Annotated in this window: 6 protein-coding genes; all 6 read left to right on the forward strand. The window is 45.6% G+C overall.

Annotated features, from left to right (window positions below; genetic code table 11):
- Positions 1-108 precede the first annotated feature (108 nt).
- Entirely contained in the window at positions 109-5,286 is a 5,178-nt protein-coding gene (locus tag AC58QG_RS14810; RefSeq protein ID WP_497362895.1) for a fibronectin type III domain-containing protein, read from the forward strand.
- Positions 5,287-5,490: 204 nt separating this feature from the next.
- The gene (locus AC58QG_RS14815) at positions 5,491-9,294 is read left to right on the forward strand and encodes a hypothetical protein (RefSeq protein ID WP_497362896.1); all 3,804 of its coding nucleotides are present in this window, start codon (positions 5,491-5,493) and stop codon (positions 9,292-9,294) included.
- 193 nt (positions 9,295-9,487) lie between these two features.
- Complete coding sequence (locus AC58QG_RS14820) at positions 9,488-10,441, forward strand: ABC transporter permease (RefSeq protein WP_497362897.1); 954 nt, start codon at positions 9,488-9,490, stop codon at positions 10,439-10,441.
- Positions 10,442-10,475: 34 nt separating this feature from the next.
- Positions 10,476-11,348, forward strand: a complete 873-nt coding sequence (locus AC58QG_RS14825; protein WP_497262998.1) for a carbohydrate ABC transporter permease — start codon at positions 10,476-10,478, stop codon at positions 11,346-11,348.
- Between the two features lie 81 nt (positions 11,349-11,429).
- Positions 11,430-13,016, forward strand: a complete 1,587-nt coding sequence (locus tag AC58QG_RS14830) for a type 2 periplasmic-binding domain-containing protein (protein ID WP_497362898.1) — start codon at positions 11,430-11,432, stop codon at positions 13,014-13,016.
- 167 nt (positions 13,017-13,183) lie between these two features.
- Complete coding sequence (locus AC58QG_RS14835; RefSeq protein WP_497362899.1) at positions 13,184-15,526, forward strand: helix-turn-helix domain-containing protein; 2,343 nt, start codon at positions 13,184-13,186, stop codon at positions 15,524-15,526.
- Positions 15,527-15,529: the final 3 nt, after the last annotated feature.

A 15,529-nucleotide genomic window follows, 5' to 3' on the forward strand; every position in this document is an offset into this window, starting at 1 on the left:
CCTGCATTTATATAATAGCGGAGAACCAAACGTCATGGGGGGAGATGATTGATGAGAATTAACAGATTCCTGTTTTAGATGACAAATAATTCTTACAGGAGGATAACAATGTTGAAAAAATGTATGGTTTTTGCATTGAGCCTAATCATTATAGGAAGTCTACTCATCGGCAACGGATTCGTTCTACGCAACTCAGTAAAGGCTAGTGGAAGCGATACGAACAAGACGATTTTGAATCTTGATTTTGAAGGAGCCAATTCACCGTCCGTTGTTTTATCCAATCCAGACGTTTCCAAACTAACCGTGTCCAGTCAGGTCTATGAGGAAATGGGCAAAAGCAACACACTAGGTGCGAATGCTTCGGGAACCTATGCAAGATTAGCAGCTGTTCCTGGTCAAAGCCTCGCTCCTGTCAACGTAACCCCAGCTTCATCACAAGCTGCGAGCGCCAAAAATGCGCTTAATACGTTGACGCCAGGATTGTGGAACATCAAGATTAATTTGGATTACGACATTGTTGCCAGAAATGATGCAAGGTCGCCAGGCCTATTCTTACGCTTTTATGGAACGAATGCCATTACAGGTTTGGCGAACTCGACATATGTACTTTTAGGCAATGTTTACATGGAGAACGGTTCTTCAACGGTTATAGGCGATAATAAATTTACACACTATTCAGCTACAGTTCCTGTTCAAATTTTTGCAAGTGCTAGCGCTTCCAATGATGATACGAACGGGAAGACCGATGAGTTTATTGCGGGGTCTTTCACTAACTTTGACTTAAGACTTGTGAATTTCTCTGGAACAAATGCGAATCCAATGGTAGTTGACTGGGATAACATCCAAATAACAGCGGAACAGGTAACATCTACAACCCCTACGCCAACACCGACACCTACGGTGACCCCAACACCAACCGTCACACCAACGCCTACCCCAACACCGACACCAACACCGACACAAAGTACGATGGCTGAATACTTAGGTGAAAACCGAACTACACAAGGGAATTGGAAAGGTGTATATGGCGGCGATGGTTATCTGCTACCCTTCTATACAACACAATTAAGCAGTGGCCGGGATACACCATTGGCAGCAGACATAGCGAGCCTACCGGGGTACGTTTCCGGATATACCTCAGTAAGAAGCAGTTATTATGTCTCAGAGAACCCATCGACAGATATTCGGAGTTTGCAAAACCCAACCAGCGGGCAGCCAAGAAAGAAGTTTACCGTGTATAGTGGAACGAATTTTAGCTATACCTTTACACTAACAGACACGAATGATCACCTGTTCACCTTGTATAGCACCGACTTTGCGACGACAGAGGCAACAACGGAATTGTTTGAAATCCTTGATCCAAAAGGAAATGTCATCGAGTCCAAAACAGTAACTCGTATTAACAAAGGTGTTTATATAAGCTTCAAAGTGAATGGAAGCTTCACACTCAGAGCGACCCAAATTGCGGGCAGTGGTGCGTATGCGGAAGGATTTTTCTTTGATTCCTTTGCGGCAAATACGATTTCCAATCCTTCTGTTGCCTATGTAACACCGATGTCAGCAAAACTGGACTGGAGTAACGCCAATCCAGCTAGCCAAATAAGTATTTTGAGAAAGTCTGCTGCGGAAAGTGCGTTTACGGAGGTTGCCGTAGTAAGCGGATCTTCATCAACGTATACCGATAGCAATCTGCAGGCAGGAACGGTCTATCAATATAAACTTCGAAATATGGTCAACTTTAAGTACTCAGCGCCAACAGCTGTATTGCCCTTGACGACTCCTTCCTATCAAGAAGCGATTCTGACCTATACAGGTACGCAGTTGAAAACGAGCAAACCTGGGGAAACCATTCAGATTCTCGCTCGTCTGCATGACAGTCAGAACCTTCCGCTTGCAAACCGTGTTGTTACCTTCGAGCTGGGGGGGCCTTATGTTGGCACCTATATCGATAAAGCTGTGGGCTCTGCAACAACAAACGCGAATGGGGAGTTGCAACTCGCTTACACACCAGAATTTGCTGGTGAGTATACGATTAAAGGTATTGCGCTGCGAGACGATGTTAATCAAATCAATGAGGCTCAGAGCGTCATTCCTTTAAAAGTGAATCGAGAATCCTGGACAAAGCCGCCAGTCGTAATCCGAGTATCGGATGCTGTGCAACCAGGTACGTTAGTTTCGATCAATGGTAATGCCATGATCAGCACTGATATGAGTCAAGTTGAAGTGAAGGCCAAATTGTCAACGGGTCAACCATCTACGGAGCCACCGGCTGATGCGATCAGCCTCGCCATCGAACAGAGCGATCCAACCAATGGAAATTTCCTTGTCACTAGATTGCCTGACACGGCGGTTGCTGGTTTATACGATCTTTGGGTGAAAAATTCATATGGCTGGAGCCGTCCTTCTCTCTTGAATGCAGCAAGACCGTTGTTTATTTCCGAGTACGAAGCTTATGCGGGTCTTACGATTGAGATGTCAGGAAGAAATCTAGATGCTGCAGAATTTGGAGCTTCCTCTGCCTCCGCGATTCGGTTAGTGAATACGCAGGGGAATGCATTCACAGCTGATTTACAAGAATTGACTCCGTACTCTGCTAAATTTAAAGTTCCTGACATTGCCTTGGGTGAGTATGCCATAGAAATATCCAACGATGCTGGGGGACACTGGTCTGGATTGAGCAATGGACAGAAGCTTACAATTGTCCCTGCGGGTGCCGATCCACTTGGACTGGGTGTAGCATGGGCCAATAACTTCAAGTGGAACGCTATCTTCAAGGCGACTGATTATGGCGCAACGCCAGATGATACACAAGATGACACGGCTGGTATAGCAAGCGCGATAACAGCTGCGAAAAGCAGTGGCGGAGGCGTGGTGCTGATTCCCAAAGGCAAGTATTATGCTTCGAGAATCGACGTCCCTGCCGAAATCGTCATTTTGGGTGAAGGCGAGGACGATACCGTACTCATCTATAATGGGACGAATGGCGCTAACTTTATTCAGTCCTCCGGTGATGGGAAAAGTATCGGACACCATGGAATAGCTAAGCTGGGCATTCAATTAAGTAATAACAATTATCGACCAGATGTGTTCATTTGGCTGGGTCACGATTGGGGCAGCGGCTATAATAATGACATGACGAAACGGACTTCAAATCAGCTGTTTGTCGCTCATGTGAAGCTGGATTATGACCTGACGACCAAAGGGAATAGCGGAAGAGGTCTAGGCGTGCTCGTACTGGCGAAGGAAAGATTCCTGTTCCAGGACAATTACTTCAGAGGGTGGGCCGCTGAGCTAAACAGAGCTTATGTCAATTACTACCTCAGTATGCGCAACAACTATTTGGAGTACAGCAATGGTTACAATGTCACGACGGCTAGCTATGCGTTTATCGAAAATAACCATGTCATCGCACATCCAGAGTCACAGGATGAAACACACGGAATTTTTGCCCGCAGCAATGTGCATATGGCCAACAATGTCGTAGAGGGTACGGGACCTGATGCGGCTACTTTTAATGATGGAGAAGCGTTCTGTGTGGAAATGCCAGGCGGTTATTTTAATGAAGGCGCTGTACTAGGCGCAACTCCTACAGGCATCACGATTGCTCCTATTATACCGCTTACGGATTACGTGATTAACTGGTCAGGCCTCTACATCACCATTACAGATGGGCAAGGACTGGCACAGGCAAGGAAAGTCATCAGCCGTCAGGGCAATAAACTGCAACTCGACAAACCTTGGGATATTATCCCTGATAGCACAAGCAAGTTTACGCTTATTACGTTAAATGATAACGTGACTTTTCACAGAAATACGGCAATGAATGCTGCCAAAGGGATTTGGTTCTATGGTAACGCAATTGACGGCGTAGCTGCAGACAACCGTAGCATTGATTCAGAGGGCATCTATGTCTACTCATCCCAAGTAGTAAGTACAGCCCGATTAACTCCTGCTTATTTTGTTACCGTAAAAGGTAATCTCATCAGCGGGGTGTCGAGGAGAAGTAACATCGGCGCAATCTCGGTAAACTCAGCAAGACAAGGTACGAGTGGTAAATACAACGCCGTCAGTGTTTATGGCATTGATATCAGGGATAATCAGGTCATTGGCGACCCAACGCGGGTGCCAACGCCTAAAACAGAAGCACCTCCGTATAACGGTATTGTGACAACGGCTGTTTTTTACAGCAGTGACACGATGTCCGATAATAAGGTAGGAGATACAACGAATCTCATTATTGAGAACAATCGTCTGGCGAACATGGCGAATGGTGGCATTGTTATGACCAAAGCTAACTATGGGCATGTGTTGAAGGGGAATGTGCTTTCGGATGTGACGCCTCAAGTTGACATCAATAACTTGAATGGCCCTGGCGAGCGAATTGTGACTGTGTCTGGTGCTTATGCAGATAAGCGAGGACCGTTCTTCCCAGCGGGAAGTTCATTCTCAGCTGCATCAATCACAAGCACGGAAATCAGCTTAGATTGGACACCTGCCTTGGATATCATTCATGCGACAGGGTATCACATCTATGCGAATAACAGCTTGGTAGGTACAGCCGCCGCTGATGCCTCTACCTTCACGGTGTCGGGATTGTCACCAGCCACATCGTACAGGTTTACATTAAGAGCACTTGATGCAGTAAGCTATGAAAGCACAACGCCGTTATATCTGAACGTACAAACACTGCCATTGCCTAAAAGCCAAGGGAAGCCAGGAACACCTATACTCTCTGACGATAACGGTCACGACACAGGTCTGCTGGATGGTGCCTATCAAGTGATGATGAACATGTGGTATGGCAATAACGGCAGCCTCTTCCGGCTTTATGAGAATGACGTGCTTATTAAAGAAGTGACCTTGACGGATGATGCGCCGCATGCACAAGCCTTGTCGATTGCCATAACAGGGAAACCGAATGGTACGTATCGTTACTATGCGGAGTTGGTCAACAGCTTTGGAACAACAACAAGCAGCACGCACGTCGTTCAAGTCACCCATGCCACCCCTGGGAAGCCCGTTCTGTCTCAGGATAACTGGGGTGGCATCGGAAATTTTAAAGTTACGATGAATATGTGGTGGGGCACGAACGGTACCACATACAAGTTGTACGAGAATGGCGTGCTTATTGACACCCAATCTTTGACGAGTCAATCGCCAGCTGCCCAAACGGCTGCAACAAGTTTGCGCAATAAGCCGGTGGGTACGTACGAGTATCGCGCTGAACTGGTCAATGCTGCTGGCGTAACCTCCAGTGATCTGCTGACGGTTCGCGTAACCCACTAGGAAAGCCAGGTATAGCTACAAATAAAGCAACTGCTTTCCGGTATGTATTTCCGTGAGGCAGTTGTTTTTTTGCGCCGTTTTCGCACTTAAAATGTGATTATTGAAGTGGAAATCCAAAGTCACTAGACTAAAGCTGCGATCACATTGGTGGTGCTGCTGAATGAAGTATCGAATTGACGAAATCGTGGAGAGAGGGACTAACCGATGAATGAAATCATTCTCAAAGATGAACTAAACCATCACAAATATCGATGGCCTAAGACGCTTTTGTCTTACCCAGTTGAATTGAACAACGTGGACATGCGAGCCGTCTCCTTGCAGTTAAAGGATGAGAAGCAGTGTGATCATCTCTTTCAGCTGTCCAATAGTGAGGATCATCCAGAAGGGGGAGCGCGTGCTACACTTTACTTCACGGCTGATCTACCTACTGGAACCATGCGTACGTATCGACTTGCAGGTGCCGATTCGTTAGGGCATTCCGAGCACAAGGGATTAGTGATTGAGGAAAATGACCCCGACAATCTGATTGTTGAATCATCGACTCTTTCTGTAGCCATCCGTAAAAATACTACACGCGACAACAGTGGCAATTACCCTGTCTTCATGATTCGGAGTGCTAACGAAGAAATTGCAGGCACTGCCTATATACAATCCGACCAACAATTAGAGTCATATTCGCTGGACTTGCCGACGAAAGGACGCGTTTACGCCGATTGCGTCATCATGGCTCGATTTATCAATGGGAGCAGCTACAAGTTGAAGCTTAGAATAATTGATGAGATGGAATTCCTAGAAATGCAGGAGGATATCACCGGATTTGAGGAGGGAATGCAAGCTAAACTTGTGCTCAATTGGCATAAATTCCAACCACAAATCCGATATGCTCGGCATCGGGAGAATGAAAAGATCGACCTATACGGTGCAGAAGAAGGGTATTTGCCATTTAAATTACTGCCTTATGCGAGTTATAACAGCTGGTGGGGGACACCGGTTGCGTCTTTTTCAGATGTAAAAAAAGGAATAAGCGTCGGCCTTTTCGTTAAGCAGTCCGAACAATGGAAGAGTCAAGATTATGCGCTATGGGGGTCATCTGAAGCTACGGCTATTCGTTTCCGCTACAGGATGTCTTCGGACTTGGTTGGCACGCTGTCATGGGAATACCCGCTTACGAGCGGCTCTAGAACAACAGCTCTTGCCATGTATAACAGTGAAAAAAATGACCAATACGAGCAGAAGAACTATATAGAATACCTCTGGTATTGGTATGAATTCCTGAATCTGAATAAAGTGAAGAATTGGATTCTTCGCTGGGAGGAAGAGAAGGAGCAATTTCCACGCTTTTTTCCCAATGAGAGCTTGCCTGCTTCAGGTGTAGAGGTTTGGCATTACGGTGTAAGGAAACAGCCGTTTACCCCATCTTTTATGGAAGAAATCATTTACCATCTGTCCCATAATATGAACCAGCTTTACCAAGCAGGTCCTGTGTCGGCTAGAGAATTTTTTAGTTGGGTTTATGTATTCGATATGGCGGCTCCGAGAATGACACAACAGCAGTTTGATGATTTCAAGGCGTGCAGCGCTTTTATGGCCTATGCTCATAGCGATGAAAGCTTCATGCCGATCGAGAGTACATTATCGGGACATCCCAATTTTCTGGCAGATACCCGATCTGTACCTGCGCTGATGGCATCCTTGTTTCCCAACCATCCACATGCCCTCAAGTGGGTGGATCAGTTCGAAACCTCGATGGCACGCAATATGAAATACCATATTCGTCCAGATGTGGCTTTGTGGGGCAGCGACGGAGGAAGATGGACCGAAAATCTAGGTTGCTATAACTGGGCTGCACTGGTTCCCATGATGAAAACTAGCGCACTCGTGTATCGCACATTTGGCAATAATGTGCTGATGTATCCCAATATCACCAAATGGACGCAATGGATGTTGAACACCTTGAGCGCACCAGTTAAGGGGTCTCGGACGTATCCGCCACAGGGCGCGCATAGCGGCGTGCATCTAGATCCGATGGTTCCTACCGATTCCGTGCGGCTGCTCGCGGAGCGGCTGGAGCGATATGAGCCCTTATTGGCTGAATATCTCATGTACATTTGCAAGCCGGATGCCGTTGCACATGAAGAGCGCATTCCAGGCTCCAACATGTATAAATGGCTTTATGACCGTAGACTGAAGACGAACAGTGGAACCAGACCTCCACTGAAATCTGCGAAGTATACGGGGTATGGCTACATTTTAAGAGCAGCAGTGGAAGAAGAAAGTGAGGTTTCCGTACACCTTCAGCAAATTGATGAAGGCCCTAATTACAGATGGGGCAGAGCAGGCCAAGGGGGATGTGGCGTCCTCTACTATTATGCGGCTGGCAAACGTTACAGCTATAACCGGGCGGAGGATGTCGGCGATTATGATATGGGAGATGTGCAAGCGAGCAGCAATTTTGGTGTGCTTGTAGGCCATGAATATAGAAGTATTGGCAGGAATGATCTGACCGAGCCGATGTACGACTTTGGATTTGCACAGTTCGTGCAAGCTAATGCAGGCGAATATGCGAAGCCGTTCTATCAATCCAGAAGCGTGCTGCTTAGCGGCAATGACTATATGGTGGTCTACGATCAGGTTGGTGATATGCGCGTGAGAGGCAGATTTGCTTGGTTCGTCAAAGATGGGGAGCCTTTCCCACATATCGATCAACTCAAACCGGGTGCTAAGGGAGTCCGCGTTAATCCGGGGATTCCAGCAGACAGCGCACAAGATCCAACGGATGGACCTCAGGGATCCAAGGGAATCGTTTTTGACGGATTTGGCGACTTTCTGACCGTGGTTACCCACCGTCAATTGAATTGTGATTACAACACGTATACGAAAAGAACCGAATATGGTGCAGAGATTAAGCTGCAAGGGCGAACAGATCGGATTTTCAGAGACGGTGGGTTGATTCGCTACGCGGATGAGGTGTGCAGCTTTACGGGATATGCAGGCATCATTCGCTTGTATGGTGAAAGCAAAGCTGAAGCGGCCTTGTTTAAGGGCTCCAGCATCGGCGCGCTAGGTGTAAAGGTTACCGTACTGCCGTATGAGCAGGAAGTGAAGGGGTATGGTCTTTCTTTTACGATTCAAGGTGGAAATCTATCGGGGAAAGTCGTTTGCTCCCAAAGGGTTCAAGTTAAGGTGGAATGGAAGGATGATGTGGAGTCGAGCGGAAATAGGCTGTATGTCAATTCGGCTGTGCATGATGTGGTGCCGTCGGCGCACAATGGATATACGTTTCATTTGCCAAAAGGCAGTCATACCTGGGAATGGGCGAATACCGCTCCAACCCCTCAAAACACTGAAATCACAGCTGTTGTCGTCTCATCCCATAGTGCAGAAGTGAACTGGTTGCCTGCGATCGGAGCGACTACCTATCAAGTCGAGCGAAGTGTGGATTGCGGTAAAAGCTGGACAGTTGTCGCTCAAGAAGCGGGAACCAGGTGCTTGCTCAGTGAGCTGGAAAATGAATCGAAAATTCACCTAAGAGTGCGAGCAACGAATACGGATCGCCAGGGGAATTGGAGTCATGATTACCCTGTTTATATAACCGCCAATCGTCCGGCTGCTCCGGAAGGTTTGAAAGTATGGCGATGGGGCAATACCTTCCGAATCATCTGGGGATGGCAGCTAGGTGTTCGGGGCTATAAACTTTACCGAAAAGTAAAGGGTTCAGAACTTTTCAACGTAGTGTATGAAGGGCCAGCTCACGAATGGATTGATACGGAAATGGAAGGCATGACGAAAGAAGTATACGAATATGCAGTGAGTGCCTGGAACGGGAATGGAGAAGGCGCGAGATCGCTTCTACGTGATACGGATGCTGGTGGTCTTGCCTATTGGGACCCGCAGCCGGAACAAGGTTTCCGCAGGTATACGCCTAGTCATGAGTATGGGTTCAACGGCTTTGACCACTGGGGTAATGCGCTGAAACAAGAATTGAAATACCCCGAGGAAGGCATCTAAAAGGCTGACGGTGTCTACTTAATTAATCATCATTCAAATGGAATGTGGGTCATTTTACAGTTAAACAGCCTTACTTGTCTATTAAATTGTGATTATTGAAGTGGAATACGCGTTAAAGCTAAAGTGATGTCATACCATTCAACAAGATGACGAGGTGAATTGTTTGAGCTTAAGAAATCGGCAAGCAGTAGTCATGAGTAAAGATCGTAACCAGGTAAGATCGAATGTACGACCAACGAGTAAATTAATCTTATTCGCTCATTCCCTCTTTCGAAATCGTTCACTGATTCTCATGTTTATTCCTGGATTCGCATTATTCATATTGTTCAATTATATCCCCATGTATGGGGTTACGATTGCCTTCAAAAATTTTCAGCTTCTAGAGGGGGTATGGGGAAGCCCATGGGCAGGCTTAGAGCATTTCCATAGGCTATTCGCCGGAGCTGACTTCAACAAGGCCTTCTATAACACATTGATCATCGCGGTTCTGAAGCTGGTCTTTATTTTCCCAGCACCGATTATTTTAGCTATTCTGTTAAATGAAGTTCGGCAAAAGAAGGCACGAAGAGTCATTCAAACGGTTTCCTATTTGCCCTACTTTTTCTCCTGGGTTATTCTCGGGGGCATTCTGTTCACGGTCCTTGGATCAGACGGTATCGTCAACCAAACGTTGCAAGCATTGGGTCTGAATCGAGTGGATTGGATGCTGGATGCGAACAAATTTTATATTGTAGCGATCGGTTCTGCCATTTGGCATGGCGTAGGCTGGGGCTCCATCATTTACTTTGCCGCGCTGTCTTCCATTGATCCGACGCTGTATGAAGCAGCTGTTATGGATGGAGCCAATCGGTTTAGGCAAATATGGAACATCACGATTCCCTCCATCATGCCGACTGTTATCATTATGCTCTTGCTTTATATTGGACATTTCCTCTCGGTTGGTTTCGATCAAATCTATAACCTGACCACGCCAACGAATTCGTCAACAGCGGATATTTTGGATACTTATGTTTTGCGTCGATTGCTGAGCATGGATTATGAGCTTGGTGCGGCTGCTGGGATATTTACTTCGGTCATTGGATTATTTCTGGTTGTCACAGGGAACTGGCTGGTCAAACTTTACGATAAAGAACAAGGTTTGTGGTAAGTAATTGCTTTTAGGAAAGGAGAACCAATACGCTATGCATCGAACCAAAGGTGAGCGAATATTTGAGAACGTGAATTTGGTGCTCTTATGCCTGTTTGGGTTAGTAACCCTATATCCATTTCTATACGTGTTAACCGTATCACTTAGTGAGGCTGCTGATATTTATAAAACGGGATTTCAAATTATTCCTCTGCATCCTACATTAATAGCTTACCGTAAGGTGCTGAGTGATCCCCAACTCGTTGTTGCCTACACGAATACGATTCTTAGGACCGGTGTCGGCGGCTTTGTAGCCATTTTATTAACCGCTATGACCGCTTATCCAATTTCAAGACCAGGATTTCCGCTTCGCTCTACCATAATGAAGATATTCGTCTTTAGTATGATGTTTAGCGGTGGTACGATTCCGACTTACTTGTTGATGAAGCAGCTGCACTTACTAGATACCTTTTGGGTGCTCATCTTACCGTCTGCTGTAAGTGCTTACAATGTAATCGTTATGCGTAATTTCTTCCAGTCCATTTCCGCTGAGCTTATGGAATCTGCCAAGATGGATGGCGCATCGGAGTGGGGAATTTTCGCACGTATTGTCATCCCGCTTTCGGCCCCGGTTATATCCGTTATTGGACTGTGGGTCGTCGTCAGCCACTGGAACGCATGGTTTGATGCGATGATCTATACGAACAGCAAGTCTAGGGAAGTTCTCCAGTTATATTTGAGGCATCGCGTTATTGATAAAAATGTGAATCTAGCGCAAGAGTATAACTTGGTGGAAGTAACCAAGGTCACGCCTGAAAATTTGAAAGCTGCCATGATCCTAACGATCTCATTTCCGATTCTATTAGCCTACCCCTTTATACAAAGGTTCTTTGTAAAGGGAATTATGATGGGTTCTGTAAAAGGTTGAAAAATATGCTTCTAAGCATGCGGGTATGTGGTCTAAATAGACTTGACATATTATTATGAAAGATATGAGGAGGCCAAAAAGATGATTAGACAAAAAAGGGTCAATTGGATGAAAGGTAGCGCTTTGCTATTAGCAGCAAGCTTGACGCTGGTAGGCTGCGGTAAAGAGGAAACAGTCGCACAACCAACGGCGGGTTCAAGCACACCTCCAAGTGCAGCTGCAACACCAGCTCAAACGATTACACTGAATTGGGTCAATTACCCAGGCGTCTCGACGGAATCGAATTATGCATCTCAATATTTGGAAAAGAAATTCAACGTTAAATTGAATAAAGTGTATACGACAGCTTACGCGGATTACAAACAAAAGCTTCAGCTGCAATTGTCTTCTGGTGATATTCCAGATATCATGTTCGTCTTTGATCCCGGCGAGTTGAACAAGTATGCATCTCAAGGATTACTTGCAGAAGTACCGCTCACGACCTTAGAGAAATATGCGCCAAGAACGAAAGCTAACCTAGATAAACAAGCGCCCCAAGGCTGGTATTACAGCAATGTGAACGGGAAAAATTATGGTTTAACGACGTTCTATTTCACGGGTCAGTTCAGCGCTAAGCAAGCGTGGCGAACTGATCTATTGAAGACAGCGGGAATTGATAAAGTACCAGAGACGATTGACGAATTCACAACAGCCTTTGCTGCATTGAAAAAAACGGGCGTATATGGCATGAGTACGAGTGGTAATTCTTACTATAATCAATTCCATTCGATCTTTGGCGCCTATGGTGTTATGCCGACCCAATGGATGTTGAAAGACGGCAAAGTCGTGAATGGTGCTGTTCAGCCAGAAGCGAAGGAAGCGCTTACGAAGCTAGCTGAGTGGTACAAGGCAGGTTTTATTGATCCTGACTTCGTAACTGGCCAAGATTTGGGACCTAAATTTACCCAAGGAAAATACGCATTCAATGATAGCTCCCATGTCAGTACCTTGGATGTAGCTAACCCGAACTCTGCGATCAACACGCTGAAAAAAGCGAACCCTAATGGTACTTTGGCCTTCGGCCCTACTCCTAAAGGTCCACAAGGAAAAACAGGCGCTTGGGCATGGGGAACGGCGGGGAATATATGGGCTTTCGGTAAACAATTAGAGAAATCCCCAGAGAAATTGCAAAAGGCTCTTCAAATTATTGATGAAATTCAAAATAATGAAGAAGTCTGGTTGGCATTAGCGTGGGGTGAGAAGGGGAAACACTGGGATTATAATGATGCTGCGGCAGGACCCAACGCTGGGTTGAAACGGATTGCACCTTTTGATGATGCGACTAAGCTATTGGGTGAAGGTATCATTGATTTAAGTAACGGTACGACGGCTTGGGCAGCTCAAGCAAATCTAGATATTATTGCGAAGTATTATAATAAAAACCTTTTAGATACGTTCAAGTTATATAACCACCCGGTAAATGATATCTTCGGTAAATCGGACAGCTTGCCATCTTCAGGGAAGTATTGGGGAGATCTCATTAAATTGAAAACAGATACCTATGCGGCAATCGTCCGTGGTGACAAGCCTGTCTCGTATTTCGATGATTTTGTGAAGCAATGGAATGAAAAAGGCGGTACGCAATTGGAAAAAGAGGCTAATGACTTATATACGAGCATGAAAAAGTAGCACGTTTCTAAGTGGAGCATGGGGGGAGAAGTTGATGTTGAGTCCTTCTCCTTTCTTGCGTTAATAGGTGCTGTTCATTCATGCTGTTCATTCGTCCGTGCTGTCCTTTATAATGAGTATTGTATGGTAAGTATATCCATTGATTCATAATGAAGGATGGTGATTTCATGCGTGCACTCACATGGGCTCGACATATGTTCAGTCAGAAATTAATTGTCGTGCTCCTTGTTATTTCTATTATTCCTGTGCTTGGTTTCGGAACAACCATGTATGTAACCGGCAGTCGAATCGTAGAATCAGAAGTGAGCCGTTCTTCCCAAATGGCGATAACACAAGTTCGTGATCAGATGGATCGGCTTGTAGACCAAGTTGAAAAATTTAGCTCTCAGTTTTCTCAACAATCGAATGTGTTGGACTTTATGAAAGTCACCAATTCACCTTCGCTAGGATCAATGACACAAACAAATACCCTGATAAACGATATTTCAAATTTTACTAGCTCGGTTCCGGCACTGCATTCCGTTTATTTATACCATGCCACGCAACAGATTATTCTTGGAGGATCATATCGGATTACGAATGTAACAGATGGTCAACTTACGGATAAAAGTTGGATTCCTGCGCTTGCTGAAGCCGTGGAACAACGAAAGTTAAGCTTTTGGATTACCCCTCGCTCGATTACGGAAACACCAGGTTCTTCGAAAGAGGTTGTAACATACGTAAGACTGTTACCGTTTTTTTATACAGAAATGAAGGCTGCTCTCATCGTTAATATTGATACGGGATCATTGGTGAATAGTGTGAGTTCTTATCCTTTTGGGGCAAAGGGGAAGTTGCTCATATTCTCTCCTGACGGCTCGTTGATATCCCAAGGCGGACCTCTTGCTAATATGACGGATTCTGAATCTCAAATGATCTTTGACGCAACGAAAAAACTCGACCCTAAATCTCCGTGGCTTAAACTACATGGCGATGAGATGTACGCCCAATATGAGGTGTCTGAACTGAATGGTTGGACCTATGCGATGCTCATTCCAGCGGAAGCAACGATGCACAATGTGGAGCTTTTAAAGCGGCTTGTCATGTTGTCGACATTCGTATTATGCTTTGCAGCTCTACTTGTATCTTTCTTTAGCTATAATGTGTTCCAGCGCGGGATCAGGCGTATCAGTAATTTGTTGTTCGGTGAGGGGCGAGGTACGAAGACGATATCGTCCAATTTGCCGCAAGCGTTCTCATATGAACACCGTGTGGATGAGATCGAATATCGTATTGCCGGACTTTTAGATGAAGTGGATGATGTTAAGGCCGAGTGGCAAGAGCAATTGCCGCTTTTGAGAGAGCAGTTTTTATTGTCCGTACTTTTCGGTGATTTACATAGCAGGCCTCCCGAGAACCCTAAAGTCCGTCCGCTCTTCGAAGCGCCATTTTTCTCTGTGCTTGTTATAGAAATGGATGAACCCACAGATGGGGCAAGGTTCACAGGTGAGGATGCTCGGTTGTTTTTATTTTCAGTAGCCAACATCTCTAACGAACTAATGAAGAATCAAATTATTGGAGAGACGGTACTTACGGCGCGACATGCCGTCATTCTATTAAATCTGCAGGAAGCCTCGCTAGATAAGGAGCCAATGGAATTAGCCCAAGCGATCCGGTACGCAGTTGAGAACTATCTCAAGCAGTCGGTAACGATCTCCATAGGCCGGACAGTGGATAGCTTGCATAATGTCGCGTTGTCGTACAATGATGCGCTCAAGACGATTCAAGCGAATTGGGTCAAACATGGCAACGAAGTTATTTCTTATCGAGACGCAGCCTACCCATTGAACGAAACGTTTAGCTACCCATCCGTTTTTGAGAAGTCGCTTCTTGAGCAGTTGCGAGATGGGAATGATGAGGGAACTTGCTTGGAGTTAGATCGATTTGCTGCCCATCTAGAGCAAGAGGGCATAGCTTTCCAATTGATGAAAACCTACTACGTACAGCTGCTCGTGTCCATCATCAGGGTGCTGCAGGAATATGACGATAATCTCACGCACGTTTTTGGCAATCATAATCCATACGCAGATCTTGTAGGATTGGACAGTACCAAAACCATACAGGACTGGTTCAAGAGCAGCGTTATTGTCCCGATCATTACCTTTATTCGAACGTTGCGTAAAAACCGCACCAAAGGAATGATTGAGCAAACCAAGGAATTTATTGCGGATCGGTATGCCCAAGATCTGAGCCTGCAGTTTGTTGCGGATTATTTCCGAGTTAGTCCTTCCTATCTCAGTCAAGTGTTTAAGAAGGAAGTTGGAGATACGTTCATTAATTATGTAATTCGCTATCGGATTGAGCGCGTGAAGGTGTTACTGGTGGAGTCTGAGCTCAGCATTGCCAAGATTTCAGAGGAAGTGGGTTACAGTAATGCGCAACAGTTGATTCGTGTTTTCAAAAAGTTGGAAGGCATGACACCCGGAGAATATCGCGATTCACAACTAAAATACGCGCTTAAGGAAGGATAGCTG

The organism is Paenibacillus sp. J22P169, from assembly GCF_059691995.1.